Origin of the sequence: Amycolatopsis sp. NPDC050768 (assembly GCF_040654155.1) — a bacterium.
Classification (GTDB): Bacteria; Actinomycetota; Actinomycetes; order Mycobacteriales; family Pseudonocardiaceae; genus Amycolatopsis.
Genome location: NZ_JBFAHL010000015.1, coordinates 175,839 through 202,626, shown reverse-complemented (window position 1 = coordinate 202,626; position 26,788 = coordinate 175,839). Strand labels below are relative to the sequence as shown.

Annotated in this window: 21 protein-coding genes and 1 pseudogene; 19 read left to right on the top strand and 3 right to left on the bottom strand. The window is 71.3% G+C overall.

Going from position 1 to position 26,788, the window contains the following annotated elements; genetic code table 11:
• Window positions 1-218: 218 nt before the first annotated feature.
• The 8 genes from ssd to AB0H62_RS36245 all read left to right on the top strand — a co-directional run bounded on the left by ssd (window position 219) and on the right by AB0H62_RS36245 (window position 6,177).
• Entirely contained in the window at window positions 219-1,280 is a 1,062-nt protein-coding gene (ssd, locus tag AB0H62_RS36280) for a septum site-determining protein Ssd (RefSeq protein WP_220244846.1), read from the top strand.
• 340 nt (window positions 1,281-1,620) lie between these two features.
• Window positions 1,621-2,757 (top strand): TadA family conjugal transfer-associated ATPase, encoded by a 1,137-nt coding sequence (locus AB0H62_RS36275; protein WP_360591118.1) that lies wholly within the window; start codon window positions 1,621-1,623, stop codon window positions 2,755-2,757.
• Window positions 2,758-2,809: 52 nt separating this feature from the next.
• Window positions 2,810-3,562, top strand: coding sequence for a type II secretion system F family protein (locus AB0H62_RS36270; protein WP_360591116.1), 753 nt, complete (start codon window positions 2,810-2,812; stop codon window positions 3,560-3,562).
• The gene (locus AB0H62_RS36265) at window positions 3,559-4,251 is read left to right on the top strand and encodes a type II secretion system F family protein (protein ID WP_360591114.1); all 693 of its coding nucleotides are present in this window, start codon (window positions 3,559-3,561) and stop codon (window positions 4,249-4,251) included. Before AB0H62_RS36270 ends, AB0H62_RS36265 begins: the two co-directional genes overlap by 4 nt.
• A gap of 31 nt (window positions 4,252-4,282) precedes the next feature.
• Window positions 4,283-4,447, top strand: coding sequence for a DUF4244 domain-containing protein (locus AB0H62_RS36260; protein ID WP_220244842.1), 165 nt, complete (start codon window positions 4,283-4,285; stop codon window positions 4,445-4,447).
• On the top strand, window positions 4,447-4,785 hold the full coding sequence (locus tag AB0H62_RS36255) for a TadE family type IV pilus minor pilin (protein WP_360591112.1): 339 nt from the start codon (window positions 4,447-4,449) through the stop codon (window positions 4,783-4,785). Before AB0H62_RS36260 ends, AB0H62_RS36255 begins: the two co-directional genes overlap by 1 nt.
• Window positions 4,782-5,135, top strand: a complete 354-nt coding sequence (locus AB0H62_RS36250; protein ID WP_360591110.1) for an Rv3654c family TadE-like protein — start codon at window positions 4,782-4,784, stop codon at window positions 5,133-5,135. Before AB0H62_RS36255 ends, AB0H62_RS36250 begins: the two co-directional genes overlap by 4 nt.
• A 421-nt stretch (window positions 5,136-5,556) precedes the next feature.
• Entirely contained in the window at window positions 5,557-6,177 is a 621-nt protein-coding gene (locus tag AB0H62_RS36245; RefSeq protein ID WP_220244839.1) for a bifunctional DNA primase/polymerase, read from the top strand.
• Between the two features lie 42 nt (window positions 6,178-6,219).
• Here AB0H62_RS36245 and AB0H62_RS36240 read toward each other — a convergent pair whose 3' ends face one another.
• Window positions 6,220-9,153, bottom strand: a complete 2,934-nt coding sequence (locus AB0H62_RS36240; protein WP_360591107.1) for a DEAD/DEAH box helicase — start codon at window positions 9,151-9,153, stop codon at window positions 6,220-6,222.
• A gap of 275 nt (window positions 9,154-9,428) precedes the next feature.
• On the opposite strand from AB0H62_RS36240, the gene AB0H62_RS36235 reads away from it, so the two are divergent.
• Together AB0H62_RS36235 and AB0H62_RS36230 are read left to right on the top strand one after the other, a co-directional pair.
• Window positions 9,429-11,690, top strand: a complete 2,262-nt coding sequence (locus tag AB0H62_RS36235; protein ID WP_360591105.1) for a sodium-translocating pyrophosphatase — start codon at window positions 9,429-9,431, stop codon at window positions 11,688-11,690.
• A 163-nt stretch (window positions 11,691-11,853) separates the two neighbouring features.
• Window positions 11,854-12,438, top strand: coding sequence for a hypothetical protein (locus tag AB0H62_RS36230; protein WP_360591103.1), 585 nt, complete (start codon window positions 11,854-11,856; stop codon window positions 12,436-12,438).
• A gap of 161 nt (window positions 12,439-12,599) precedes the next feature.
• Here the strand turns inward: AB0H62_RS36230 and AB0H62_RS36225 are convergent, their stop codons facing one another.
• Window positions 12,600-13,055 carry a MarR family winged helix-turn-helix transcriptional regulator gene (locus tag AB0H62_RS36225; RefSeq protein WP_360591101.1) on the bottom strand — a complete coding sequence of 152 codons (456 nt, stop codon included), beginning with the start codon at window positions 13,053-13,055 and terminating at the stop codon, window positions 12,600-12,602.
• A 52-nt stretch (window positions 13,056-13,107) separates the two neighbouring features.
• On the opposite strand from AB0H62_RS36225, the gene AB0H62_RS36220 reads away from it, so the two are divergent.
• Together AB0H62_RS36220 and AB0H62_RS36215 are read left to right on the top strand one after the other, a co-directional pair.
• Window positions 13,108-14,427 carry an MFS transporter gene (locus tag AB0H62_RS36220; protein ID WP_360591099.1) on the top strand — a complete coding sequence of 440 codons (1,320 nt, stop codon included), beginning with the start codon at window positions 13,108-13,110 and terminating at the stop codon, window positions 14,425-14,427.
• 70 nt (window positions 14,428-14,497) lie between these two features.
• Window positions 14,498-15,217, top strand: a complete 720-nt coding sequence (locus AB0H62_RS36215) for a hypothetical protein (RefSeq protein WP_360591097.1) — start codon at window positions 14,498-14,500, stop codon at window positions 15,215-15,217.
• On the opposite strand, the gene AB0H62_RS36210 is transcribed toward AB0H62_RS36215, so the two are convergent.
• Window positions 15,214-16,029, bottom strand: a complete 816-nt coding sequence (locus AB0H62_RS36210; protein ID WP_220244832.1) for a serine protease — start codon at window positions 16,027-16,029, stop codon at window positions 15,214-15,216. The two genes, AB0H62_RS36215 and AB0H62_RS36210, sit on opposite strands and share 4 nt — an antisense overlap.
• Before the next feature lie 313 nt (window positions 16,030-16,342).
• Here AB0H62_RS36210 and topA point away from each other — a divergent pair, with 313 nt between their 5' ends.
• The 7 genes and pseudogenes from topA to AB0H62_RS36175 all read left to right on the top strand — a co-directional run bounded on the left by topA (window position 16,343) and on the right by AB0H62_RS36175 (window position 26,737).
• Window positions 16,343-19,231 carry a type I DNA topoisomerase gene (gene topA / locus AB0H62_RS36205; protein ID WP_360591095.1) on the top strand — a complete coding sequence of 963 codons (2,889 nt, stop codon included), beginning with the start codon at window positions 16,343-16,345 and terminating at the stop codon, window positions 19,229-19,231.
• 73 nt (window positions 19,232-19,304) lie between these two features.
• Window positions 19,305-20,444: an MFS transporter gene (locus AB0H62_RS36200; protein WP_360591093.1), complete on the top strand. Its 1,140-nt coding sequence runs from the start codon at window positions 19,305-19,307 to the stop codon at window positions 20,442-20,444.
• Between the two features lie 78 nt (window positions 20,445-20,522).
• Window positions 20,523-20,648: pseudogene (locus AB0H62_RS36195) on the top strand (ESX secretion-associated protein EspG); the annotation flags it as partial.
• 549 nt (window positions 20,649-21,197) lie between these two features.
• Window positions 21,198-21,851: an ESX secretion-associated protein EspG gene (locus AB0H62_RS36190; protein ID WP_255638763.1), complete on the top strand. Its 654-nt coding sequence runs from the start codon at window positions 21,198-21,200 to the stop codon at window positions 21,849-21,851.
• Between the two features lie 751 nt (window positions 21,852-22,602).
• On the top strand, window positions 22,603-23,235 hold the full coding sequence (locus AB0H62_RS36185; RefSeq protein ID WP_360591091.1) for a hypothetical protein: 633 nt from the start codon (window positions 22,603-22,605) through the stop codon (window positions 23,233-23,235).
• 140 nt (window positions 23,236-23,375) lie between these two features.
• Complete coding sequence (locus AB0H62_RS36180) at window positions 23,376-25,541, top strand: dTMP kinase (RefSeq protein ID WP_360591089.1); 2,166 nt, start codon at window positions 23,376-23,378, stop codon at window positions 25,539-25,541.
• Window positions 25,538-26,737 carry a DNA polymerase III subunit delta' gene (locus AB0H62_RS36175; RefSeq protein ID WP_360591087.1) on the top strand — a complete coding sequence of 400 codons (1,200 nt, stop codon included), beginning with the start codon at window positions 25,538-25,540 and terminating at the stop codon, window positions 26,735-26,737. Before AB0H62_RS36180 ends, AB0H62_RS36175 begins: the two co-directional genes overlap by 4 nt.
• Window positions 26,738-26,788 lie beyond the last annotated feature (51 nt).

Genomic DNA, 26,788 nt, shown 5'->3' with positions numbered 1-26,788 from the left:
CTGGAATTCCCCGGTTCAGGGGTCATGGCTGGTCGCGCATTGTGCCTCATCGATCCGACCGGAACTCCGCGCCGAGCCGTTTCGGCGGGAAGTTGTCCACAAGCCACAGGTTGTCCACAGGCTGCGCGGTTGGCCATTGCCGTCGCGTCCGGGCCGGGCGATCTTGGTGGGACCCGGTCCACGTGGCCCGGGTTCCGCTCCGCAAGGGGGAGGCCTTCATGAGAACCGCACGTCCACTTGTCGTCGCCGCCGACGGCGCGGTGCTCGACGAGATCCTGCGCGTCGCCGCGGTCGCCGGCTGCGAGCTCGACCGCGCACCGGATCTCGCGGCCGCGCGTCCACGCTGGACGCGGGCACCGCTGGTCGTGATCGACGAGGACTCCGCCGACGACCTGCACTTACCTCGTCGCGACGGCGTTTTGGTGGTGTCGAAAGGCGCGGTGGACGTCGAGTCCTGGCGTCGCGCGGCCCTCGTCGGCGCCCGGCGGGTCCTGTGCCTGCCCGACGACGAATCCGACCTGACAGTGGCTTTCGCCGACGTCGCCGACGCCCCCGCCGAACACCCCGGCCCGGTCCTCGCCTTCCTCGGCGGTCGCGGCGGCGCGGGTGCTTCCGTGCTGGCGGCAGCCACGGCCGTCGAAGCGGACCGAGCCGGCCTGGCGCTGCTCGTCGACTGCGATCCCCTGGGCGGCGGCCTGGATCTCCCACTGGGCTTGGAAAACACTCCCGGCCACCGCTGGCCCGACGTCCGGTTGTCCGGCCGCGTCTCGCTGCCGTCTCTGGTCGATGCCCTCCCTCGCCATGGCACCCTGCCCGTGCTGGCTTGCGGCCGCACCGGCCCCGGCCCCGACCCGCGCGCCCTTTCCGCCGTCGTCACCGCCGGTCGCCGCTCGGGCCGCACTGTCGTCTGCGACCTGCCCCGCCACCTCGACGAGGGCGCCTTGGCCGTCGCCTCTCTCGCGGACCTGGTGGTCTTGGTCGTCCCGGTCGAATTCCGCGCCTGCATGGCCGCACGGCAGGTCCTCGACCTCCTCAGGCCCCACGCCGACCGGCTCGCCATTGTCGCAAGTGGACACCCCCACGCCGGCGCACCCCCATCCCGCACCACGGCGCTCCTCGGCCCACCCCTGCTCGCCACCTTGCCACCCGAACGCCGCGTCGCCGCCACCCTCGAAACGGGCGAGTTCGACCTCCCACCCAAGGGAGCCCTGGTCACCGCGGCGCGTGCCGTCCTCGCCGAACTCCACCCATCGTCGGCCGCCCTCCCTGCGGCGGCTTGAGATGGGGTCGAGGTTGCAGGGGCGGTCGACTACCCCGTAGGCGGCGGCGTGGTGGGCCGACGTCATTTGCCGAAATCCGCCCTCGGTTCGCCTCCGCCTTGGCGCTCGTGCCGCGACCATGCCGTCCGGTTGAGGCACGCGCTGCGGTGCGGGCCGTAGCCCGCGCTGCCGTGTGAAGTAAGTCGTCCGTCGTTCCGGTCGGCGCCCGCTCGGTGCGCCCGACATGGCTCGCCTGCACTCGGCAGATCGCGTGGTCCTTGTCCTTTCCCTTTACCACCAACCCATCCATCGTGCGTCGCCTCTGGAGCCCAGCCATGCCCACTTACCCGAAGCCACCGACATGACCACCGAATTCGTCGAGCGTGTCCGCAATCGGCTCGCCGGTGAGAGCCGCCTCGCGGACCCCGTCGCCGTCGCGGAGGCCGTGCGCGCGGAAGCCGGCGGCACCCTCAGCCACGACGGGGTCCTCGACGCCGTCCGCCAGGCCCACGACGAGTTCGTCGGCGCCGGTCCTCTCGCGCCGCTCTTGGAGGACCCCGCCGTCACCGACGTTCTCGTCACGGCGCCCGACCAGACCTGGACCGACGGCGACTCCGGCCTGACCCGCACCGACGTCCGCTTTGCCGATGAAGAAGCCGTTCGCCGGCTGGCGCAGCGCCTCGCTCTCGCGGCGGGCCGGCGCCTCGACGACGCGCAGCCCTATGTGGACGGTTGGCTCCCCGTCCCGGGCGGGCACGTCCGTGTCCACGCCGTCCTGCCGCCGATCGCGCCCCACGGCACCTGCCTGTCCCTGCGCGTCCTCCGCCCCGCGACGCACACGCTCGACACCCTGACCGCACTCGGCGTCGTCAACGAAGAAGGCGCCGACATCCTCCGCTCGATCATCACGCGCCGCCTCGCGTTCCTGGTCACGGGCGGCACCGGTGCCGGCAAGACGACCCTCCTCAGTGCACTCCTCGCCGAAGTCAGCCCGCGCGAACGCATCATCTGCGTCGAGGACGCCGGCGAACTGCGCCCCGCGCACCCGCAGTTCGTCAGCCTCGTCGCGCGCCCGGCCAACGTCGAAGGCGCCGGCGCCGTCGAGCTGCCCGAGCTCGTCCGCCAGGCGCTGCGCATGCGCCCCGACCGCCTGGTGGTCGGTGAAGTCCGCGGCGCCGAAGTCTGCTCCCTGCTCAACGCCCTCAACACCGGCCACGACGGCGGCGCCTGCACCCTCCACGCCAACTCACCCTCCGAGGTCCCCGCACGCCTCGAAGCGCTCGCCTCCCTGGGCGGCCTCACCGGCGACGCCCTCCACAGCCAGCTGGCCGCCGCCATCCGCGTCGTCCTCCACCTCCGCCGTGACCCCACCGGCGCCCGCCGCCTCACCGAAATCGCGACCCTCCACCGCACCACCGCGACCACCCACACCACCCCCATCTGGCGCGACGGCCACTGGACCCCTTACCGCCCCCTCTTCGAGGAGACGACCGCGTGATCCCGACCTGCTCGCGAGCGACCAGACCCTTCAGCGCAGAGGAGACGACCGCGTGATCACCGCCTGGCCGTTCCTCTGCTTCGGCACCGCTCTCCTCACCTGGCCGACCCTGCCGACCCGGCTGAAGGCACCACCGCGGCGACGGCTCACCATCCCCACGCCACCGCGCCAAGCCGTCTGGGTGTTGCCGACGCTCCTCGCTCTTCCGCTCGCCGGAGTCGGAGCCGCAGTGGCGACCGCGTTGATCACCGTGGCGGCAAGGCAGGAACGGCGCAGCAGAAGGGAAACCTCCGCGGGGCTCGCCCGAGCCGAGCAGACCTCGGCCACCCTCCGCACGATGGTCGCCGAGCTGCGGGCCGGCGCTCATCCGGTACTCGCGGCGGAAGCGGCCGCCGAAGCCGTCCCCGCTCTGGCCGGCGAGCTCACCAACCTGGCCACCGCCGCAAGACTCGACAGCGCACTCGAATCTCCGGAACTCCCGGAACTCGCAGCGGCCTGGACCCTCGCCCGCAGGCACGGCCTCCCCATCGCCGACACCCTCGACGCCACTCGCCGCGACGTCGACGCCGCCACCCTGTACGCCCGGCGGTTGCACGCCAAGATGGCCGGCCCGCGGATGAGCGCGACCGTGCTGACCGGGCTGCCCGTCCTCTGCCTCGCCATGGGGCAGGCCATCGGCGCCGAGCCGCTGACCGTTCTCACCCAGACCGTCCTCGGGCAGCTGTTCCTGGTGGCGGGCGCCGCACTCCTCTGGGCGGGCACTGCGTGGTCCCGCGCGCTCACCGGCCGTCGGGAGGCCCGATGACGCCGTACGTCCTCGCCGCCGTCGCGCTCCTCGTCTGGCCCAGCGCGCCGAAGCCGCGGAGCCTCGCGCCACCAACCACATGGCGACCGACACTCCCGAGCCTCCGCACGAGACACGTCCTCGCCGCCGCAGTGGCCGGGGCATCGGTAGCCGTAGTCGCCGGAATTACGGGTGGCGCACTGGCGGGAGCAACAGCCTGGTGGCTCCTCCGCCGCTCCCGCCGACCGAAACCCCGCGACGACGTCACCGAGCGCCTGAACTCCGCCGCCACCCTCGACCTCCTCGGCGCCTGCCTCCGCACGGGCCTGCCGGTGCCGACGGCCCTCGAAGCCGTCAGCGCCACCGCGCCTGAGCACACGTCGGCCGCCATGAAAGCCACCGCCAACCTCCTCGCCCTCGGCGCGGGACCGGCCGAAGCCTGGGCCCAGCTCAAAACCCGGCCCGGGTTCGAGGAGCTGTCAGTCGCCGCGACCCGTACGGCCCGGTCCGGCGCGGCGCTCGCCGCGGCGGCCGACGAAGTCTCCCGCCGCCTGCGCGACGGGATCGGCGTCGAGGCCGAGGAACGCGCGGAACGGGCCGGGGTCGCGCTGGCGCTGCCGGTGGGGCTCTGTTTCCTCCCCGCGTTCTTCGTGCTCGGCGTGCTGCCGGTGGTGCTCGGCCTGGCCGAGCGGATCGGGAGCGTGTTGTAGATGAATCCACAATGGACAGAAAGGACCGACCATGCACTTCCTCCCCGGAGACGAGGGCACCACCACGGCGGAGTACGCCATCGGCACAGTGGCCGCGGCGGCGTTCGCGCTCGCGCTGTTCGTGCTGCTCAGCGGCGACTCGATCAGCACGGCGCTGTCGGGTCTCGTGCAGCGGGCCCTCACGGTGGCGACCTGATGGCCGGCCGTCGCCGGGACGGCGGCATGGTCACGGTCGAAGCCGCCCTTTCGCTGGGCGCGCTCACGGCCGTGGTGGCTCTGCTGCTCGCCGGCCTCGCCGCGGTGCTCGGACACATCCGGTGCCTCGACGCCGCCCGCGAAGCCGCGCGCCTGGCCGCCGCCGGACAGCCCGGTGCGGCCGAGGCCGTCGTGCGGACGATCGCGCCCCGCGGCGCGCGCCTCACCATCCGCCGGTCCGGCGACGGCATCACCGCCGAGGTCACCACCGACACGCTCACCGGCTTCCACCTGGACGCCAGCGCCTACGCCGTCGCCGAACCCGGAGCGCAGCAATGAAGGACAACGACGACGGCGTCGCCACCGTGTGGACGGCCATCGTGATCGCCGCGCTCGTCGGCCTCGCCGCGGCGGGCTGCTGGCTCGGCGCGGCCGTGGCAGCCCGGCACCGAGTGGAAGCCGCCGCTGACCTCGGCGCGCTGGCCGCAGCCGCGCACGCCGCCGACGGGCCCGCCCGGGCCTGCGACCGCGCTCGCGAAGTGGCCGACCATCAGGGCGCGGTCGTCATCACCTGCAGTTGGCACGAGCGCGACGCCCTCGTCGAGGTGCGAGCGGCGACCCCGCCCGTCCCCGGCTTGCCGCCGCCCTCGGCGCGGGCCCGGGCCGGCCCCGTCGGCCTCCCGGAGTGACGCCCGCCACCGCTCGTCCAGCCGCCGTTACGACGAGTGGCGCCCGGTGTTGATCATCGCCGGAGCAATCAGACGCACTGTCTCGACGAGCGGCGAACAGCCACGAGCAGCGGTAGCTGACGAACGGCGAGCGGTTAAAGCAGCTGGTCAACGGCCTAAACGACGTGGTGCGCCACAGTGGCCGCGAAGGGCAGTGAAAGTGTCAACCCGCGTGCTGGGGGGCCTCAGCGGGGTCTCAACGGCCGATCATCGGCTGTCCGTTATCGGCCGAGCGGTGGACTACCTGGCGTTCATCGCCCAGTAACCACCGGTTGTCGCGCGGCTCTTCCGCGCAATGTGCAAATTGCCGTTTAGTGAGACGTGCGCCACCAACGGCCCCGACCCGGGTGGCGCGAAACCGGACCTTGAAGGCAGGAAAGCAATGTTGGACGCGAATTGGCCGGACAGCTGGCGGAGCGCCTTCCGCATCGAACTTCGTGCGGAGGCGATCGGCCTCGCCTGGCGCGGCTGGCCGGTGCTCCCGGGGGCGACCCCGGCCCCGATCACCGGTGAGGGCGACGACCTCACGTGGCGCCGGCCGGTGCCGGTGCGGGACGACTGGCGCGAGCTGGTCGGCACCCACGCCCACGAGGTCGCCACCTGGTTCTCCAGCCGCACCCACAGTCTGCTCGTGGCCACGGGCACGGTCGTCGACGCCATCGAGGTCGACGACGAGCTGGGCAAGCGCGCCGCCCGCCTGCTGCGTGCTCTCGGGCACCCCGCGCCGATCGTCGCGATGCCCAACGGCCGCTGGCTCTTCCTCACCACGCCCGCCGACGGCATCCCGGCCGAGCTCGCCGAGCAGGCGTCCGTGCAGTGGCACGGTGCCGGCAGCTACATCCCGCTGCCGCCGTCGCCGTTCCAGCACGGTGTCGTGCACTGGCGCGTGAAGCCCGAGGTGTGCGGCTGGCAGCTGCCCGACCCGGCCGAGGTGCACGACGTGCTCATGCGCGCCCTCGCTGACGAGCACGCCCCGCTGCTCGCGGAGACCACCGCTGCCTGACCGGTTCGACCCCGGCAAGCAGCGTCGACAACTGAAGAGATTTCACGCACCACCGTGGCCGCACTGCTCCCCGTGCTGACGCAAAGCCCCAAGCACGGTATCCAGTACGGCCACTGCCCCTGCCTTGTCCAGCGGTTCGTTGCCGTTCCCGCACTTCGGCGACTGAACGCAGGACGGGCAGCCCGTCGGGCACTCGCAGGAGATGATCGCCTCCCGCGTTGCGGCCAGCCACGGGACAATCGCGGCATAACCGCGGTCGGCAAATCCCGCACCCCCGGGATGCCCATCGTGCACGAACACCGTTGCCTCCCCGGTGTCCTCGTGCCACGCGGTAGACACCCCGCCGATGTCCCAGCGGTCGCACGTAGCGAACAGCGGTAGCAGGCCGATCGCCGCGTGCTCGGCGGCATGCAGGGCACCGGGGACGCGCGCCGGAACCAATCCGGCGCCCCCCGGTGCTCTGCCAGCACCCCCGGTCCCCACCGGCGCCTCACCCTCGGCCCCGACCCGAGCGCCCCCGGTCCCCACCGGCGCGACGGTCCCGGCCCGAGCCGCGCCCAGAGCACCCCCGGTCCCCGCCGATGCCACCTGCGCCGCCTGCGACTCCTGTACCGGCTCGCCCTCGTCGTCCTCCCGAGACAATCGCTCCGCCGGCTCCGGCCCCACCGGGCTACTGCCGGAACGGTTGCCTTCCGCGGGCTTCGGCGCGCGAGCGCCCGAAGCCGCGGTGCCAGGCTCGCCTGGCTCAAGCTTTGCCTGGCCGTGGGCAGCTGGCTTCGAAGCCGTGCGCTCGGTGTCCGAAGCTTCAGGCTCCACTCGGCCGCGTTCCACCCGCGCCGAAGCCGCGGCGTCGGAGGCCGCCTTCCCTGCGGCCGCGACCGGAGCGGCCCCAGGCTCGGTGGCACCAGGAGGCTGTGCCGATGGCGCGCCGCCGATCCCCGCCGGCTCCACGTCCTCGGCCTCGACCCGAGCGCCCCCGGTCCCCACCGGCGCGACGGTCCCGGCCCGAGCCGCGCCAAGAGCACCCCCGGTCCCCACCCGATGCGCAGGGCCGAGCAAGTCGCTCGTCACCGTGTACCATACGGCGCGCGTGTGCAGGCTTTGTTCCGGCAGGTCCAGTGGCGTGTGGTCCAGGACCTCGCCCGACGGGCGGCGGCGCAGGTAGCCGACGACCTGCGACGTCACCGCCACCTCGCCCAGGCACACCGTGACACCGCCGTGGGAGCACTGTTCCTGCGTGGACAGCACCGAGATGTCCACGACCTCCCGCGGCGACGTGTGCCAGTCCGGGTCCTCGGCGTGCACGAGGGCGAGGCCGGTCTCGAGGTCGAGCTCGTCGACGACGTACGACGAACCCTGGTGCAGGTACACCGCACCCGGGTGCACGGCGTAGCAAGCCGAACCCGGGTCAACGGTGCCGAGCATGCGGCCGGAATCCGCCTCCACCACCGCGATCTGGTCGCCGCCCGAGCCGCGGATGCCGACTTCCGCGTGGGGGCGTTCGCGAGCGGTCCAGTACCAGCCGCTGGAACGGCGGCGCAGCAGCTTCTCCTCAGCCAGGTCCGCGAGCACCGCGCGGGCGGCCGGACCGCCGAACGATTCCAGCTCCGGTTCCGTCAACGGCAGCTCCGCCACCGCGCACGCGAGCTGCGGCCCGAGCACATAGGGGTTCGTCGGGTCCAGCACGGCCGTCTCCACCGGACGCTCTAGCAGCGCCGCCGGGTGGTGCACGAGGTAGGTGTCGAGTGGATCGTCGCGCGCCACGAACACGACCAGGGCCTCGTCGCCCGAGCGGCCCGCGCGGCCGGCCTGCTGCCAGAACGACGCCAGCGTGCCCGGGTAACCGGCGAGCACCACGGCGTCGAGGCCCGCGATGTCGACACCGAGCTCCAGCGCGTTGGTGGTCGCCACCCCCAACAACCGGCCGGACAGCAAGGCGGCCTCCAGCGCTCGACGCTCCTCGGGCAAGAAGCCAGATCGGTACGCGGCAACGGTTTCCGCCAACGCCGGGTCCACTTCGGACAAAAGGCGCCGCGCGCCCAATGCCGTGAGCTCCGCCCCGCGGCGTGAGCGCACGAAAGCCAGCGAACGCGCGCCCTCCACCACCAGGTCCGTGAGGATCCGCGCCGTCTCGACACCCGCCGAACGTCGCACCGGCGCGCCGTTCTCGCCCGTCAGCTCGTCGAGCAGCGGGGGCTCCCACAACGCGACCGTCCGCGCGCCTCGCGGCGAAGCGTCTTCAATGACCGCCGCGCAGGGCAGCCCCGTCAGCCGCGAAGCGAACTCCGCCGGCGAAGCCGTGGTCGCCGACGCCAGCACGAACACCGGCGACGCCCCGTAGTGCGCCGCCACCCGCCGCAGCCGGCGCAGCAGCAGCGCGACGTGCGAACCGAACACCCCGCGGTAGCTGTGGCACTCGTCGACCACCACGTAGGCCAGGTTCTTGAAAAACCGGGTCCACCGCGAATGCGAAGACAGGATCCCGCGGTGGAGCATGTCCGGGTTCGTGAACACCCAGTTCGCGTGCGCGCGCACCCAGTCGCGCTCGGTCATCGGGGTGTCGCCGTCGTACGACGCCGCCCGCACCCCGGGGACGTCCAAAGAGGACACCGAACGCAGCTGGTCAGCGCCCAGCGCCTTGGTGGGCGAGAGGTACAACGCGGTCGCCGCGGAGCCCGTGGCCAGTGAGGACAGCACCGGCAGCTGGTACGCCAACGACTTCCCCGAAGCCGTGCCCGTCGACACCACCACGTGGGACCCCGTGTGAGCCAGCGAAGCCGCCTCTACCTGGTGTTTCCAGGGAGTCTCCACTCCGGAACCCGCGAACGCCGACACGACCGACGGCGCGGCCCACTCCGGCCACGCCGCGAAACCGGCTGCCCGCGCGGGAAGCTCGGCCACGTGCGTGACCGGGTTCTCGTTCACCGGGACCCCCGCCGTGACCCGGCTGAGCAGCCTCCGTCCTCGCTCGACCACGTGCCGAAGCTTCGCACAGGGCACCGACAGAACCGGCGCGAGATCGATCAAGTGAGCAATCACACAAGGTCACGGAACGTACCGTGACCGGGACGCGTTGCAGGCCCGCTGAGCACTACCAATACACTCCCGCAATCCACACCCTCTGTGGCGATCGTCATGTGAGACGTGCATTGCCCGCACGGCTAGCGTGTCGCTCGGTACAGATCCATGCCAGTGCAGGCACGCCGGGTACGACGAGTCCGCATTGGCCAACGGCGTTCCCAGGAGGACGAATGTCCCGGCAGTTCCTCGCGGAGGGCGGTCTCACGCTCTCCGGGGGTGGCTACACCATCGTAGGTGTGGTCGCCGTGGTCGCCCTTGCCGCACTCGCCATCGGTTACGTGCTGCTCAGGGAGGTGCTGGCCGCGGGCCAGGGCACCGCCAAGATGCAGGACATCGCCAAGGCGGTGCAGGAAGGTGCGGCCGCATACCTGAAGCGGCAGCGCAACACCCTCGCCGTCTTCGGCGTAATCGTGTTCCTGCTGCTCTTCGCACTCCCCGCGGACGACTGGAACGAGCGCATCGGCCGCTCGATCTTCTTCCTCGTCGGCGCGGTGTTCTCGTTCACCATCGGCTACCTCGGCATGTGGCTCGCGACGCAGGCGAACCTGCGCGTGGCGGCCGCGTCGCGCGAGGAAGGCGGCCGCGAGATCGCGATGCGCGTGGCGTTCCGCACCGGTGGTGTGGTCGGCATGATCACCGTCGGCCTCGGCCTGTTCGGTGCCGCGGTCGTGGTGCTCGTCTACACGGGCCAGGCCCCGAAGGTGTTGGAGGGCTTCGGGTTCGGCGCCGCGTTGATCGCGATGTTCATGCGTGTCGGCGGCGGCATCTTCACGAAGGCCGCCGACGTCGGCGCCGACCTGGTCGGCAAGGTCGAGCAGGGCATCCCCGAGGACGACCCGCGCAACGCCGCGACGATCGCCGACAACGTCGGTGACAACGTCGGTGACTGCGCCGGCATGGCGGCGGACCTCTTCGAGTCCTACGCGGTCATGCTCGTCGCCGCGCTGATCCTGGGCAGCTCCGCCTTCGGCTCCAGCGGCCTGATCTTCCCGCTCATCGTGCCGGCCATCGGTGTCGTCACGGCCGTCATCGGCGTGTACATCACGAAGGCGCGCGCGGGCGAGGGTGGTCTCGTCACGATCAACCGCTCGTTCTACATCTCCGCGGTGATCTCCGCGGTGCTGTCGGCCATCGCGGCCTTCGTGTACCTGCCGAGCAGCTTCTCCGACTTCGGTGCGGAGTTCGCGGGCAACAGCGGTAACCCGGCAGTCATCGCCACCGTCGCCGTGATCATCGGCATCGTGCTCGCCGCGATCATCCTGAAGCTCACGGGTTACTACACCGGCACGGAGAACAAGCCGGTGCAGGACGTCGCCAGGACGTCGGAAACCGGTGCCGCCACGGTGATCCTGTCCGGCATCTCGGTCGGTTTCGAGTCAGCCGTGTACACCGCGCTCGTGATCGGCGCGGCCGTGTTCGGCGCGTACCTGCTCGGTGGCGGCATCGCGCTGTTCGCCGTCGCGCTCGCCGGCACCGGCCTGCTGACCACCGTCGGCGTCATCGTCGCGATGGACACCTTCGGCCCGGTCTCCGACAACGCGCAGGGCATCGCCGAGATGTCGGGCGACGTCGACGAGAAGGCCGCGCAGATCCTGACCGAGCTGGACGCGGTGGGCAACACCACCAAGGCCATCACCAAGGGCATCGCGATCGCCACCGCGGTCCTCGCGGCCACGGCGCTGTTCGGGTCCTATTCGGACGCGATCACGAAGGCTGTAGGCGGCACGGGCGAGTTCGTCGCGAACATCGTCAGCCCGAAGACGCTGGTCGGTGTCATCGTCGGCGCGGCCGTCGTGTTCCTGTTCTCGGGTCTCGCCGTCAACGCGGTTTCGCGTGCGGCCGGCGCGGTGGTGCAGGAAGTGCGCCGCCAGTTCCGCGAGATCGCCGGGATCATGGAGGGCACCACGCGGCCCGAGTACGGCAAGGTCGTGGACATCGTCACGCGCGATTCGCTGCGTGAGCTCGCCACGCCGGGTCTGCTCGCGGTGTTCGCCCCGATCGCCGTGGGCTTCGGCCTCGGCACCGAGGCGCTCGCCGGCTACCTGGCCGGCGCGATCGCGACCGGCACGCTGATGGCGATCTTCCTGGCCAACTCCGGTGGCGCCTGGGACAACGCCAAGAAGCTCGTGGAGGACGGCAACCACGGCGGCAAGGGTTCGGACGCGCACGAGGCCACCATCATCGGTGACACCGTCGGTGACCCGTTCAAGGACACCGCCGGCCCGGCCATCAACCCGCTGATCAAGGTGATGAACCTGGTCTCCGTGCTGATTGCGCCCGCGGTCGTCACCCTGAGCCTGGGCGGCGGCACCAACACCACGTGGCGCATCGTGATCGCGGTCGTCGCGCTCGCGGTCATCGTCGCGGCGGTCGTCGTGTCCAAGCGGCGCGGCACGGTCATCGAGAACACCCCGGCGGAAGCGAAAGCCTGATCCGCTGTTCAATGCGAAACCCGTCCGGGGCCCGGCGCGCTGTTCGCGCGCCGGGCTCCGGCGTGTCGGGAATTCTTCCCGCACTCCAGTGGGTGACTTGCGAATGATTCTCGGATCGGTACGGTCGGGGGCACCTGGACGTCGACGAGCAGGAGGTGTCGCGGTGCGGCCGCGGTCGACCGTTCTAGCCGCGCTGGTCACGGCACTCGGGATCGGCCTTGCCGCCTGCGGGCAGCAGCCGCCGGTGTCGCAGACCCACAGCGGTGGGCAGGCGGACACCTCCAGCCAGGCCGATCCGGCCGCGAGATGGGCCGACGGCTACTGCTCGGCGGTCACCCACCTCGTGCGCACGCTCGCGAACCTGCCCGAGATCGACCCGAGCTCGCCCGAACAGGCTTCCCGCACGTCGAGCCGGCTCCTGTCGTCTGTCGTCGACGGCATCGACCAGACCGTCGACGGCCTCGACCGCGTCGGCCCGCCGCCCCTCCCCGGCGACGACCAAGCGCGCGGTGACCTGCTCAAGCAGTTCGCCTCCGTCCGCTCGCGCGCCGACACCGCCCGCGAACGCCTCGACACAGCCACCGACGCCTCCGCCACCAAAACCGCCCTCGGCGACGCCCGGGCCACCCTCGACGACGTCGCCGCCCTCAACGTCCTCCAGGGCCTCAATGCGACGCCGGAACTCTCTGCTGCGGGGAAGCGGGCGCCGGACTGCCAGCAGCTCGTGGTGCCGCCGGCGCCGCGCTGACGGGGCGCTTCGGCGAGGCGTACGGGGAAGTCGGCGGTCAGCTGCTGCCCCGGTCGCGGTGACCTCATCCAACCTCCGCCGCTGCCACCGGTGCGACACGTCGAGCAGCTGTGGCCCGCTGTCGGCCCAGCTCCAGCGACGCCCGGCGGTGACAGGACTCGCTAGCTCTCCAGGTCGAGCTCGCTCGTCAAGCGAATCAGGTATCCGGCGAAGCGCTGCCGGTCGGTGGCCGACCAGGTGGCGGTGAGGTCGTTGAACGTTCTGCGCTGCCATTGGTGCGAGGCGTTGAGCAGTTCGCGCCCGGTGTCGGTGAGCTGCAGCGACGCGCGCCGCCGGTCCTGGCCCGACGTGCCGCGGGTGAGGTAGCCGCCGGCGGTCGCGTCGCGGACCATGCGGCTGGCGCCGGAGTGGTCGAGCCCGAGGTGGTGCGCGACGGTCGCGACGGTCACCTCGTCGGTGTGCTCGCTGCCCGTGTCGACGGCCTCGACCGCGAGGATGTGCTGCACGTGGCGCATCTCGCCCGTGAGCTCGGTCGACGTGCGCAGGGTCCAGCGCCGGGACCAGTGCCTGACCAGGCGGAACAACGCGGGGCCGGCTTCGGTGAGGGGTGGCGTCACGGGTTCCACCCTATCTTGACTGCGTGCGATCCGCATGCATAACGTGTGCGATATGCATGTACTTCTCCGCGGTCGCGACGCCGCCTTCGCCGCGCTCGTGCTGGGGCTGCTGATGGCTTCGCTCGATACCAGCGTGGTGGTCGCGGCACTGCCGTCCATCGGCGCTGACCTGGGCGATCCGGGTGCGGTGGGCGGGGTGACGGCGGCGTACCTGCTGGCGGTCGCGGTCGCCACGCCGGTGCACGGCAGCCTCGGTGACCGTTGGGGGCGGCGGCGCATGTTCGTCGGCTCGGTAACAGCGTTCGCCGTCGGGTCGGTGGCGTGCGCCTTGGCGTCGGATCTGGTCGCGTTGATCGCGTTTCGTGCGGTGCAGGGGCTGGGTGGGAGCGGGCTGATCGTGGCCGCGGTGGCGGCAATGGCGGAGCTGTTCGACCGAGTCGAACTGGTGCGGCGGCAAGGCTGGCTGACAGCCGTGTTCGCGTTGTCGTCGATCGGTGGTGCTCCGCTGGGCGGCCTCTTGGCGGCCGTCGCGGGCTGGTGGTCGATCTTTCTGATCAACCTGCCGATCTGCGTTGTGGCTCTGTTTCTCGGGGTGCGTTCGGTGCCGGGCACGTGGCGCGCGGGCCGAATCCGGTTCGACTGGACGGGCGCGGTTCTGGTCGCGGTCGTCGGTGGTTGTGTCGTCGTGCTCGGCAGTGGTGCGGCACCGGGGTGGGCGCCCGTGCTGGTCGCTGTCGCACTAGCCGCGACGGTCGCCGTCGTGCAGGTCGAACGGCGTGCGGCCGCGCCACTGGTCTCGCCGCGGCTGTTCGCCGACGCCCGCCTCGCGAGGGTTGTCGCCGTCACCTTCCTGACCGGCGTGGCGCTGTTCGGCAGCTTCACCTATGTCCCACTGGCCATCGGCGTCGCGCGTCCGGCGGCCACGGGCCTGCTGCTCGTGCCGATGAGCGTCGGGCAGGTGCTGGTGACCACCGGGTTCGCGCTGCTCGCCCGCCGATGGCCGCGCGTCACGGTGTGGGGTCGGTTCGGCCTGGTCCTCGGCGTGGCCGGGCTCCTTGTCACTGCGGCACTCCCGATCCTCCAGCCCGGCCCGACGCGGTTGGTCGCCGTCGTCGTGGGGCTCGCGTGCAGCGGCGCCGCGCTCGGGCTGTCAATGCAGGCCTACACCTTGCTGGCGCAGACGTGGGCACCACCGGACATCCTCGGCGCCGGGATGGCCACACTCACCTTCGCGCGCCAGATCGGCGGTTCGCTCGGGATCGCGATCTTCGGCCTGCTCACGCTGCCTGCGGTGTTCCTCGTGGCCGCCGCAGCCCTGTTGGTCGCCGTGTTCGCCGCTCCCCGCGCCGCCGACGACTGCGTGGCGGCATGATCGCCCGATCGGCGAAAAGCCGCCGCCTAACCCTCGCGTCCGATCGAACTTGTGTTCTATCATGATCCGCGTGGATCGGACGATCTCGCTGTTCTCGGCGGAGGCGAGCGGCCCGGGGGTTGCGGACCTGGCCGGCCTGCTGTGCTGCCAAGGACAGATCACCGGCTTCGGGCGCACGGCAGCGCGGCTGTCCGTGAACGTCGACGAGCAGTGGCGCGCCCGGGTGCTGGCGCGCGAGTGCCGCCGGCGTGGGGCCGACGCGCAGGTGGCGGTGCGGGAGTGCGGGCGGCCGCAGGTGCGCACGTCGTTCCGCGTCGACCTCCTTCCGCTGTCCGTGCAGTGGCTGCGCCGGGGCTGCTCGGGTCCGTCCGAAGACGATTCGGGCAAAGCGCTGCCCGAAGGCTTCCGGTTGAGCGGCGCGATGCTGCGCATGTGGGCCCTGGCGGCAGGGCGGCAGGGGCCGTCGGGCTACCTGCTCGGCATGGACCCGCTGGCGCCGCACCTGCACGACGATCTGCTGGCCGCGCTGGCGCCACTGGGCGTCCACGCGCGGTTGCTGGGGCCGAAGGCCGAAGAGCCCGCCGCGCGGTTGACCGGGCGGCGCAAGCTCGACGGGCTGCTGGAGCTCATCGGCGAGGCGCCTGCGGGCGCGGAGGACGCGTGGCCCGAACTGCCGGAAGTCCGCGAGGAAACGCGGCCAGAACGCACCGAAGGGGACTCACGCCGCGGCGGAGGCGGCGGGAGTCCCCTTCAGTATTTGCTGGGTGACGTCCTGGAGGCAGTCGGTTAGGGCTTCGGCAACGTGCAGCCGACCCGATTGAGGTCGATCTCGCTCGCCGTCGTCAGACACGCGGGAATGCCGAACGTCTCCTCGCCGTACTTGGTGCCGGGATGCACGGTCACGTTCCCGGACCCGTCGACCTCGCACGGGTTGTCGAGCGTGCAGCGCTGGCCGTCGTCGTTCGACGTGTTGTTCACGCCGATGACCTTGCCGGTCGCGGTCTCGACGATCGGGGAGCCGGACGTGCCGCCGACGGTCGTGCACTCGGGCGTGTAGCGGATCGAGTCCTTCCACACCCAGCCATTTTCGTGAAGCTCGTTCACGAACCCGTCGATCGAGCAGGAGTAGATGGTCTTCCAGTAGCCCGAGACCACGTCGATGTGCGTGCCCGCGGTCGGGTGCGCCGAGACGAGCTCGAGCGGGGAGACCCGGTACTTCTGCTTGATCTGGGCGTAGGTGGTGTCGAGCTGGTACAGCGACACGTCGGTGTCGGTCATGGTCGCGTACACGACCTTCTTGGCCTTCAGCGTCCCGAGTGAACTTTTGCCGTCGGACGACAGAAGGCTGAAGGTGCGAGTGGACCGCTGACCGACGATGACCTCGCCGGGATCGGGGAAACCCGACTCCAGGCAGTGACCGTTGGAAAGTACGAGTGCGGGCGCCGTGTCCGGCGTGCCGGCCGGTTTGACGACCGAGCCGGAGCAGTTGGACAGTGCCACCGTGCCGGAGAACGTGGTGGTCGCGGCGCTCGCCTCAGGGGCGGTGACCAGGGCGAACGCGGCCACGGCCACGGCCGCGGCACCGAGCAGACGTCGGGTCATGGTGGTTCCTTTCGGCTCGACGAGGTAGTAAGTGAAGCGGTGCCGACGTCAGGTCCACCACCGTCGAACGGAGGGTATCGGCGTGATCGCGAGATACCCTGCACGGCACGTGTCCGGAATCACGTGCTAGGTGTGGAGAGGAAACATCGCCGAGGTCAAAGGCGATCCGACGGGCAGGGGCCCGGCGGCGTGTCAGGCCACCTAGCCGCTGCGCGGCCGGTGCGGGCGTGCACACTGGCAGGTCGAAGACGCGGGCGCAGCACCCCTCGTGGAGGGGTAAAGGAGTGCCGCAGCCATCGAGGATGGCGCGGGGATGAGTGGAGAGCAGGGCAGCGTGGCAGGAGCACGGACCAAGAAGGACGGCACCGGGACGAACGGCGCCGGGACTCGGCGGCTGGTGATCGTCGAGTCGCCTACTAAGGCCCGCAAGATCGCCCCGTACCTCGGCGGCAACTATGTCGTCGAGTCCTCCGTCGGGCACATCCGCGACCTTCCGCGCGGCGCGGCCGACGTGCCGGCCCAGTACAAGGGCGAGTCGTGGGCGCGCCTCGGCGTGGACATCGACAACGACTTCAAGCCGCTCTACATCGTCACGCCGGACAAGAAGTCCAAGGTCACGGAGCTCAAGGGCCTGCTGAAGGACGTCGACGAGCTCTACCTCGCCACGGACCCCGACCGCGAGGGCGAAGCCATCGCGTGGCACCTGCTCGAGACGCTCAAGCCCAAGGTGCCCGTGCGCCGCATGGTGTTCCACGAGGTCACCGAGCAGGCGATCCGCGCGGCGGCCGACGCGACCCGCGAGCTCGACGTCGACCTCGTCGACGCGCAGGAGACCCGCCGCATCCTCGACCGCCTCTACGGCTACGAGGTCTCGCCGGTGCTGTGGAAGAAGGTCATGCCGAAGCTCTCGGCAGGCCGCGTGCAGTCCGTGGCGACGCGGATCGTGGTCGAGCGTGAGCGGGAGCGCATGCGCTTCACCTCGGCTTCTTACTGGGACATCTCCGCGACGATGGACGCCGGCGAAGACGCTTCGCCGCAGACGTTCCCGGCGCGCCTGGTCGGCGTCGACGGCGCCCGCCTGGCCACCGGCCGCGACTTCGACTCCAACGGCCAGCTCAAGGGCACGGCCAAGGAGATCCGCGTGCTCGGCGAGGCCGAGGCGCAGGCGCTGACGCAGGCGCTGGCCAACCGCGACTTCACCGTGTCCAGCGTCGAGGAAAAGCCGTACACGCGGAAGCCGTACGCGCCCTTCATGACCTCGACGCTGCAGCAGGAAGCGGGCCGCAAGCTGCGGTTCACCTCCGAGCGCACGATGCGGATCGCGCAGAAGCTGTACGAAAACGGTTACATCACCTATATGCGTACCGACTCGACCACGCTGTCGGAGTCGGCGATCTCGGCCGCCCGCAGCCAGGCCACGCAGCTGTACGGCAAGGAGTACGTGCCGTCTTCGCCGCGCCAGTACACGCGCAAGGTGAAGAACGCGCAGGAAGCCCACGAAGCGATCCGGCCGTCGGGCGAGGTGTTCCGCACGCCGGGCCAGGTCGCGGGCGAGCTGGACTCCGACGAGTTCCGCCTGTACGAGATGATCTGGCAGCGCACGATCGCGTCGCAGATGGCCGACGCGAAGGGCACCACGATGTCGGTGCGCATCGTCGGTACCGCGACGTCGGGTGAGGAGTGCACCTTCGCCGCGTCGGGCCGCACGATCACGTTTGCCGGCTTCCTGAAGGCCTACGTCGAGGCTGTCGACACCGAGGCCGGCGGCGAGGCGGACGACAAGCAGAGCCGCCTGCCGGTGCTGGTGAAGGACCAGGCGCTGACCGCCGCCGACCTTTCGGCCGACGGCCACACCACCTCGCCGCCCGCGCGCTACTCCGAGCCGAGCCTCGTGAGCAAGCTGGAGGAGCTGGGCATCGGCCGCCCGTCGACGTACGCGTCGATCATCAAGACGATCCAGGACCGCGGCTACGTGTGGAAGAAGGGCTCCGCCCTGATTCCCTCGTGGGTCGCGTTCGCGGTGATCGGCCTGATGGAACGGCACTTCGAACGCCTGGTGGACTACAACTTCACCGCCGGTCTCGAGGACGAGCTCGACCGCATCGCCAACGGCGACGAGCACCGCGTGCAGTGGCTCTCGAAGTTCTACTTCGGCGGCGACTTCGGCGTGGAGGGCTCGGTCGGGCGACTCGGTGGGCTGAAGAAGCTGGTCGACGGCAGTGTCGAGGGCATCGACGCGCGCGAGATCAACTCGATCCCGCTTTTCAACGACGCCGACGGGCACAAGGTCGTCGTGCGCGTGGGCCGCTACGGGCCGTACCTCGAGCGTGAGGTCGACGGCCAGTCGCAGCGCGCCAACCTGCCCGAGGACCTGCCGCCGGACGAGCTGACGTCGGAGCTCGCGGAGAAGCTCTTCGCGACGCCGCAGGAAGGCCGTCAGCTGGGCGTCGATCCGGTGAGTGGGCACGAGATCGTGGCGAAGGAAGGCCGCTTCGGCCCGTACGTCACCGAGGTGCTGCCCGAGGCCGAGCCGCTGCCCGAGGGCGCGACGGCTGCGCAGAAGAAGGCCGCGAAGGCGAAGGCGCCGAAGCCGCGTACGGGCTCGTTGTTCAAGTCGATGACCATCGAGACGATGACGCTCGAGGACGCGCTGAAGCTGCTGTCGCTGCCGCGTGTGGTGGGCAAGGACCCGGAGTCGGGTGACGAGATCACCGCGCAGAACGGGCGCTACGGGCCGTACCTGAAGAAGGGCACCGACTCGCGCTCGATCCAGACCGAGGACCAGCTGTTCTCGATCACGCTGGAAGAGGCGCTGAAGATCTACTCGGAGCCGAAGCAGCGCGGCCGGTCGGCCACGGCGAAGCCGCCGCTCAAGGAGCTCGGTGACGACCCCGTGTCGGGCAAGCCGATGGTGGTCAAGGACGGGCGCTTCGGCCCGTACGTCACCGACGGCGAATACAACGCGACGCTGCGGAAGTCCGACAGCATCGAGGAGCTGACGGCCGAGCGTGGCGCGGAGCTGCTGGCGGAGAAGCGGGCGAAGGGCCCGGCCCCGAAGCGCCGCACCACGACGACGCGCAAGGCGCCGGCGAAGTCGACGGCGGCGAAGTCGGCTTCGGCCACGAAGTCGGCCGCCGCGGCGAAGTCGACGACGGCCAAGAAGGCGCCCGCGAAGAAGGCGAGCACTGCGAAGGCCAAGTAGCAGGCGGAGTTTCCGTCGGGGCCACCCGAGACGTTTCGGGTGGCCCCTTCTTCGCGTCTGGGGGACGTATTCGATGCAGGAGACGCGGCGTGCGCGGGCGGCCGTTTCGGTGGTGTTCGCGGTGTGCGGGGCGGCGTTCGCCACGTGGGCCGCGCGAATCCCGGCGGCCCAGGCCCACGCGGGACTGAGCGCGGGACAGCTGGCGATCGGCCTGTTCGGCCTCGCGGCGGGGTCTGTGGTGGCGCTGGTGGCGGCCGGGCCGTTGCTCACGAAGATCGGCAGCCGTCGGGGTGTCGTGGTCGGCGCCACGGTGCTGTGCGCGGGCCTGCCGCTGGCCGCGCTGGCAACGAACCTGGTCGCTTTCGTGGGTGCGCTCGTGGTGCTCGGGATGGGCAACAGCCTGCTCGACGTGTCGATGAACGCCCACGCCGCGCGCGTCGAGGAGGCGTACGGGCGGCCGATCTTCGCCGGGTTCCACGCGTTCTGGAACATCGGCGGGCTGCTGGGTTCCGGCGCCGGGGCGCTGCTGGAGCGCGTGCCGATCGGGGTGCACTTCACCGTGACGGGCGTGGTGCTGCTGGTGGTCGCGCTGGCGGCGTCGACGCGCTTCCTGCCGGGCGCCGACCGCGGCCAGGGCGACGCGGCGTTCGTGCTGCCGGGCAAGGCGCTGATCCCGCTCGGGGTGATCGCGTTCTGCGGGTTCGTGGCCGAGGGGACGGTGAACGACTGGAGCGCGGTTTACCTGCGGGAGGTCACGGTCGCGTCGGCTGCGTTGGCATCGCTGGGGTACTTCGCGTTCTCGATCACGATGATCGCGGTGCGGGTGGTGGCCGACCGGCTGGTGGCGCGGTTCGGCGTGGTGCCTTTCATGCGGGTGGCGACCTTGGTGACTGTCGTCGGGTTCTTGCTGGTGGTGGCGGTGCCGGTGCCGGGGTTCGCGGTCGCCGGGTTCGCCGTGGTGGGGCTCGGCGTCTCGGGCATGGTGCCCCTGGCGTGGAGCGCGGCCGGCCGTAAGCAGCCCCTTGCGCCGGGCCGCGCGATCGCGGCCGTGGCGGCGTGCGGCTACTTCGGCTTCCTCGTCGGCCCGGTCCTCGTCGGTGCCCTGGCCGGCGGCATCGGGCTGCACTGGACTCTGGGCGTGGTCGGGGCGCTGGTGGTGGCGGTGTACTTCCTGGCACCGACCATGCGGGCGGCCCCGGTTCCGGCCCGCTGACCGACCGTTCGGCGCAACGTCGCGGCGAGTCGAACAAAGGTTCGAAAAATTGTCGGTGCCAGGGTGTTCAATGCAAGGGTGAGTTCAGCGACCGCAGTCTTCGACGTCATCGACGAAGTCATCGCGCCGCTCCGGGCCGAGGTACCGGAGCGGCCGTCGGTGATGGAGTTCTACGACCCGCAGTTCATGGTGCCGCCGGTGCTGGAGGGGGTGGGTGGTTCTGGTTCCCGCGGTTCCGGGCCGCCTGGGGGCCGGGGTCCTCGTGGCTCGGGGTCCCGTGATGGTTCGGGGTCTCCGGGGTCGGGTTCTCGGGGCTCGGGCCCTCGGGGCGCGGGTTCTCTGGGCTCCGGTGGTCCCTTCGGTGGCCGGGGCCCTTCGCGCAGTTCTGGTCCCGGTGGCGATGAGGAGGCCTCTTCAGGTTCAGGCTCCGGTGGATCGGGCGCTCGGGGAGGCTCGAGTGCCGATGGAGGTGTGGGCTTCTTTCGCGGCTCGGAGTCTCAGGGCGGCTCGGGTTCGTCCGGTAGTTCGGGTGGTCGGGGTTCGGAGGGGCCGGGGCAGTCTGGCGCCTGGGACTCTCGGGGCGCCTCGGGACCTGGCGGCGGCGGGAGTTCTCGCGATGGCTCGGGTCGTTCGGGCGAGTCCGGGTCGCGGGGTGACTCGGGAGCTTCCGGGGCCGGCGGTGCTGAGGGGTCTTCGGGCTCGTCGGGTTCTTCCGGTTCTTCGGAGTCGGAGGAGCTGAGCCTGGCCGACCAGGTGCGGCAGTCGTTCGGGCCCACGCTGGTGCCGGCGTTGATCGAGGAGATCGAGCAGTACACGCGGTTCGTGGCGGGCATGTCCGAGCTCGGCCTGGTGCCCGAGGGCGAGGTGACGCCGGAGGCCGTCGGGCTCTACCGCGTGCTGCGGGGCGGTTTCATCCGCGGCGTGGTGACCGGTGTCTTCCCGGCGCGCCCGGAGCCGTGGGAGGTCCGCTTCTTCGGCGACGAGGACTACACCACGGTGATGAGCAAGCTGGGCCGTCGCGCGCGGCTGCGTTCCGGTCTGCTCAGCGCCCTGCCGGGCTGGGTGTTCGACGGGTTGCCGGACCGTCCGCCGGGGCCGGGGCCGGCCGTCCGCATCGAGACCGACCGCAGTGGCCTCGTCCCGCGCGCCGCGTGGGGCTCGCTCGACGTCATCCGCGCCGCGGTCGCCCGCCCGCGCCTCGGCACGGTCCTCGTCGACCTGGCCGTCCGCGACGCCGTCCTCGCCGAGTACCCGCACGGCGCCTTCGGCCTCGTCGACAACGACCAGGGCCGCTACCAGTTCCGCGCCGCCCCCCGCCCCGACGGCGGCTGGCTCATGACCTGGCAACCGGCCACTCGCAGCACGGCGGAGGCGTGGATCGTCGAAGCGGTGCGCAACCATGCCTGACCGACACGACGCCCGACCTGGGCATCCGGAGACCGGGAACGGAGGTACGTGGGACGTGCGTTGAGGGCGCCTTGCGGTTTGAGCCGCTGGAGCCGAGCGCGCGCCGCAGCGGCGCTTGGCTTGTGCTTCGCGCTCGGCTCGCTGGTACTGGCCCGGCGGATTTCGCGGTGCCGGCGCGCGGGCGGGCAAGGCATCCAACTGAACCGGCGCCGCAGAGCCTCGCGGAGGCGGGTTCGCCGGGCGGCTGAGCGCGGCCTGATTGCCGGAACCGGCGGCGCGGACTGTCGTGGAGCGGGGTTCGCCGGGCGGCTGAGCGCGGCCGGATTGCCGGCCGTGACGGAGGGGTCGACTGCCGTCGCGCCGAAAATGGCTCGCCGGGCGGGTGAGCCTCGGCTCCATCGCTGGCCGAACTGGCGCCGCGGACTGTCGCGGAGCGGGTCGCCAGGCGGGTGAGCCCGGCCCCATCGTCGGCTGAACCGGCGCTGCCGACCGCCGTCGCGCGTGAAATGGCCCGCCGGGCCTCAGGGCGCCGGCCACGATCGATTACGAAGAGTGCCCGATCTCGTGACCGGTATCACCCCTGGACGTCGCTTTCGGCGGTCGACCGGGGTGGCCGTGGCCTGCAAACTGCTGCGGGACCGTCCGGTCGGCGGCGTGGGCGCGAGCGTTTCTGCGGCCATTGGGCGGATGCGGGAGCCGGTAGTGTCGCCGACACTGGAAGGCGAGGACATTCCGTAGTGAGGTGGTCACCATGAGCACGAGCGGTGGGGCTCCTTTCTTCAATGCCCCCCAAGGCACGCAAAGCGCCCCCGGCATCAACGCCCGCAGCGCCCCGCAGCCGGAGCGCGATGGGACGTTGGACGGCAGCATCGGCGGGGAGCGGTTCGCCGATCCGCTCGCCGGGCTGGTCACGGCGGCCGAGGCGGCGCCCGCGGTCGACGAGGCGCGGCCGTTGCCGACCGCGCGGCCCGTGCAGCACGACCCCGAAGCCGTGAAGCGGATGGTCGAGGCCGCGCTGCGGGAGGAGGCCGCGCGTACGCCGCAGCCGATCCAGCCGGCCGAGGAGAAGCCCGACGGTGTGCCGCTCGGGTTGTTGCCGCGGCAGCGGACGTGGCCCACGCGTGCGCCGCAGCTGCTCAAGCGGGTGCCGCGGCCCCGGCCGAAGGCGAAAGCCGAGGTCGCCGACGACGACATCGAGGCCGAACTAGCCGAACGGCAGGCCAAAAGGCGCGGTCTGCCGAACATCGGGATGCCGAACCTGGGCCGTCCGTCGACGAGCGCGGCGGGTGTGATCCTCGCGGTCGTGCTGCTCGTCGTGTTCGTCGTGATCGCGCTGTACATGGTGTCGAGCCTGGTCAGCAGTGTGACGGGCCTGTTCAGCTGACGTCGCTCCACCGCCGCCACACCCGGGCCGGTGCCGTGTCCGGATCGGCGATCGGGCTACCCTGACGACACGGTCGGGGGATCCGAAACTGGGTTTCCCGACGCCGCCGTGACGAGTGGGGTGGGCGTATCAGCGAAGGCGTGCGGTCGGTACCCGGCGCCGGATCGGACGGTTCGGCGAGTGCCGAGGCGTCCACGATCCACCGCGTCCGTCGGGTGCTGGCGATCAGACCATTCCGTCGGCTGTGGGGCGTCACGTACCTGTGCAGTGTCGCCGACTGGTTGAACCTGCTGGCTCTCACGAGCCTGAGCACGAAACTGCTCAGCAACTACACCGCGCAGAACTTCGCGTTCGTCGGCGTGGTGCTCACGAACCTGTTGCCCGGCCTGCTGTTCGCGCCGATCGGCGGCATCCTCGCCGACCGCTTCGACCGCCGCAAGGTGATGGTCGTCTGCGACTTCCTGCGCTGCGGTTTCCTGCTGTCGATCGCCATCGTCGGCGCGCCGTGGTGGCTGTTCGTCGCGAACTTCCTGGTCGGCTGCTGCTCGATCATGTGGATCCCGTCGAAGGACGCGGCGGTGCCCAACCTGCTGCGCCGCCCGGACCAGGTCGAGACGGCCAACCAGCTCGGCCTCGTGATGACCTACGGCCTCGCCGTGATCACCGCCGCCGGCGCCAACGCTCTCATCCTGGGCGCGAACACCACGTTCCACCTGTTCCAGGGCTCGACGGCCGACCTCTACATCGCGAAGATCGTCGTCGTCATCAACGGCCTGCTCTACCTGACCAGCGGCATCCTCATCGCCACGCGGATTCCCGAGCTCTCGCTGCGCGACGTCCACAAGCTGCCCGACCAGAAGGTCAAGAACGCCGACGAAGAGAAGTTCGGCTTCGGCGACATGGTGCGCGACGGCCTGCGCTTCGTGAAGAGCACGCCCTTGGTGCGCGGGCTGCTGATCGGTGCGTTCGGAGCGTTCGCCGCGGGCGGGGCGGTGGTGGCGTCGGCCAAGCCGTACTCGTCGTCGCTGCTCGCGGGTGACGCGGCGTTCAACCTGCTGGTGCTGGCCGTGTTCCTCGGCCTCGCCACCGGCATGGCCCTCGCGCCCAAACTCGCGCGGCGCCTGCCGCACGACCGGCTGTTCGGCATCTCGATCGTCGTGGCCGGGCTCTCGCTGGTGATCATCGCGCTGTCGCCGCACCTCGCGATCTCCGTGATCGCCGTGGCGCTCACTGGCTTCTGCGCCGGCATCGCGTTCCTCACCGGCGTCACGATCATCGGCTCGCGGGTCGAAGACGCGATCCGCGGCCGGGTCAACGCGATCTACCAGTCGATGCTGAAGATCGTGCTGTTCGGCTCGACGATCGTCACGCCGGCGTTGATCGGCCTGGTCCGGCCGCACCAGATCAACGTGTGGGGCAGCCCCGTCACCATCGACGGCACGCGCCCGGTGATGATCGGCGGCGGCCTGCTCGCGGTGCTGCTCGGCGTGATCGCCTACCGGCAGATGGACGATCGCCGCAGCGAGAAGATCCTCACCGACCTGCGCAATGCCCTGCGCCGCGCGCCCCGGCGCGTGAACGGTTTCCTCATCGCACTTGAAGGCACCACGGCCATCAACACGGCCAGCCAGGCCGCGCGCCTTTCGCGTTGGCTCGGCACCGGCACCCGGCCCGTGGTGCTCGCCGCCGATCCCGCGCTCGACGAGCGGCGATTCCGTTCGCTGATCTCCGACGCGTCGCTCACGGGCGCGCGGGCCCAGGCGCTTGTCGCCGCGGCCGTGCGCGCGGAGCTGGTCGAACGCGAGATCCAGCCGGCACTCGACGCCGGGTCCGTGGTGGTCATGGAGCGCTTTGTCGACTCGCCGCTCGCGCACCTGTGCACGATCGCCGGCCTCGACGTCGGTGAGCTCGAGGGCCTGGCCGACTGGGCGACGGGCAAGCTGCGCCCCGACCTCACGGTGCTGCTCGACGCCGAGCCGGGGCAGCGCGAGCAGAACTCGTCGGTGTCGGTGAACGACCAGTGGCGCGTGCAGCACCTGCTCGCCGAGATGGCCGCGGCCGACCCCGACCGCTACGTGGTCGTCGATGCCGACGGCACCGACGACGAGGTCGCCGCACGCGTCCGCACGGCCGTGCTCGCGGTGTTCGTCGGCCGCCTGTCCGGGCTCGCGCCGTCGGAGCCGGCCGAGCGTCCGGAGCTGGACCACAGCACCCACGCGGTGGCGACGGCCGACGTCGTCGAAGGTGCCGTCGCGGAAGCCGAGCTCGCGCCCGCGCAGGAAGTGTCCGAAGTGGACGCCAAGTGACCGGGCCGATCGGCGTCTGGGCCGAGCTCGTGGGCCAGGAGCCGGCGGTCGAAACGTTGTCGTCGGCTTCGACGGCGGCCGCGAAGATCGTGGCGGGGGAGCCTGCTCCGCCGGGTGCGATGACGCACGCCTGGTTGATCACGGGCCCGCCGGGGTCCGGCCGTTCGGTCGCGGCGCGCACGTTCGCGGCCGCGTTGCAGTGCAGCACCGGCACAGGCTGCGGCGCGTGCCCCGGCTGCCGCACGACGATGGCGGGCACTCACGCCGACGTCCGGCTCGTGGTGCCCGAAGGCCTGTCGATCTCGGTCGCCGAGATGCGCGCGCTAGTGCAGGCCGCGGCGCGGCGCCCGACCACGGGCGACTGGCAGATCGTGATCATCGAGGACGCCGACCGGCTCACGGAGGGCGCGTCCAACGCGTTGCTCAAGGCCGTCGAGGAACCGCCGGAGCGCACGGTGTTCCTGCTGTGCGCGCCGTCGGACCACCCGGACGACGTGTCGGTGACCATCCGCTCGCGCTGCCGTGTGGTGACGCTGCGGACGCCGCCGCCCGAGGCCATCGCGCAGGTGCTGATCGCGCGCGACGGCGTCGATCCCGAGCTCGCGCAGTGGGCCGCGTCGGTCTGCGGCGGCCACGTCGGCCGCGCGCGCCGGCTCGCCACGGACGACTCCGCGCGCCAGCGCCGTGCCACCGTGCTGCGGATCCCGACCGGCCTGCGACGCCCCGCCGACGTCTTCACCAGCGCCGACCAGCTGATCAGCGCCGCGGAAGCCGACGCCGGCGAGGAGAGCAAGGCCCGCGACGAGAACGAACGCTCCGAGCTGCGCACCGCCATGGGCGGCGACGGCATCGGCAAGGGCGTCGCCGGTGCCAAGCGCGCCGCCGAGGCCGCCGTGAAGCAGCTCGAAAAACGCCAGAAGTCCCGCGCGACCCGCACCCAGCGCGACACGCTCGACCTCGCGCTCGTCGACCTCGCCGGCTTCTACCGCGACGTCCTCGTCACCACCACCCACTCCGGCGCGACCCTCAACCACCCGGACCACGCCGACGACATCCGCGCCGCCGCCGGGGCCTGGACGCCGGAATCCACGCTGCGCCGCCTGGAAGCCGTCCTCGAATGCCGCGAGGCGATCGAGCTGAACGTCAAGCCGCGCATCGCCGTGGAAGCCATGGTGACGACGCTGCGCCAGGGCTGACTGCGCAGCAAACGACAACGGCCCGGTCACCCACGAAAGGTGACCGGGCCG

Coding starts and splice junctions, on each gene's coding strand:
- AB0H62_RS36185 (WP_360591091.1), top strand. CDS start 22,603: ATGAGCACGAGCGGTGGGGCTCCTTTCTTCAATGCCCCCCAAGGCACG.
- AB0H62_RS36275 (WP_360591118.1), top strand. CDS start 1,621: ATGACCACCGAATTCGTCGAGCGTGTCCGCAATCGGCTCGCCGGTGAG.
- AB0H62_RS36210 (WP_220244832.1), bottom strand. CDS start 16,029: ATGACCCGACGTCTGCTCGGTGCCGCGGCCGTGGCCGTGGCCGCGTTC.
- AB0H62_RS36265 (WP_360591114.1), top strand. CDS start 3,559: ATGACGCCGTACGTCCTCGCCGCCGTCGCGCTCCTCGTCTGGCCCAGC.
- AB0H62_RS36255 (WP_360591112.1), top strand. CDS start 4,447: ATGGCCGGCCGTCGCCGGGACGGCGGCATGGTCACGGTCGAAGCCGCC.
- AB0H62_RS36220 (WP_360591099.1), top strand. CDS start 13,108: ATGCATGTACTTCTCCGCGGTCGCGACGCCGCCTTCGCCGCGCTCGTG.
- topA (WP_360591095.1), top strand. CDS start 16,343: ATGAGTGGAGAGCAGGGCAGCGTGGCAGGAGCACGGACCAAGAAGGAC.
- AB0H62_RS36260 (WP_220244842.1), top strand. CDS start 4,283: ATGCACTTCCTCCCCGGAGACGAGGGCACCACCACGGCGGAGTACGCC.
- AB0H62_RS36250 (WP_360591110.1), top strand. CDS start 4,782: ATGAAGGACAACGACGACGGCGTCGCCACCGTGTGGACGGCCATCGTG.
- AB0H62_RS36235 (WP_360591105.1), top strand. CDS start 9,429: ATGTCCCGGCAGTTCCTCGCGGAGGGCGGTCTCACGCTCTCCGGGGGT.
- AB0H62_RS36245 (WP_220244839.1), top strand. CDS start 5,557: ATGTTGGACGCGAATTGGCCGGACAGCTGGCGGAGCGCCTTCCGCATC.
- ssd (WP_220244846.1), top strand. CDS start 219: ATGAGAACCGCACGTCCACTTGTCGTCGCCGCCGACGGCGCGGTGCTC.
- AB0H62_RS36200 (WP_360591093.1), top strand. CDS start 19,305: ATGCAGGAGACGCGGCGTGCGCGGGCGGCCGTTTCGGTGGTGTTCGCG.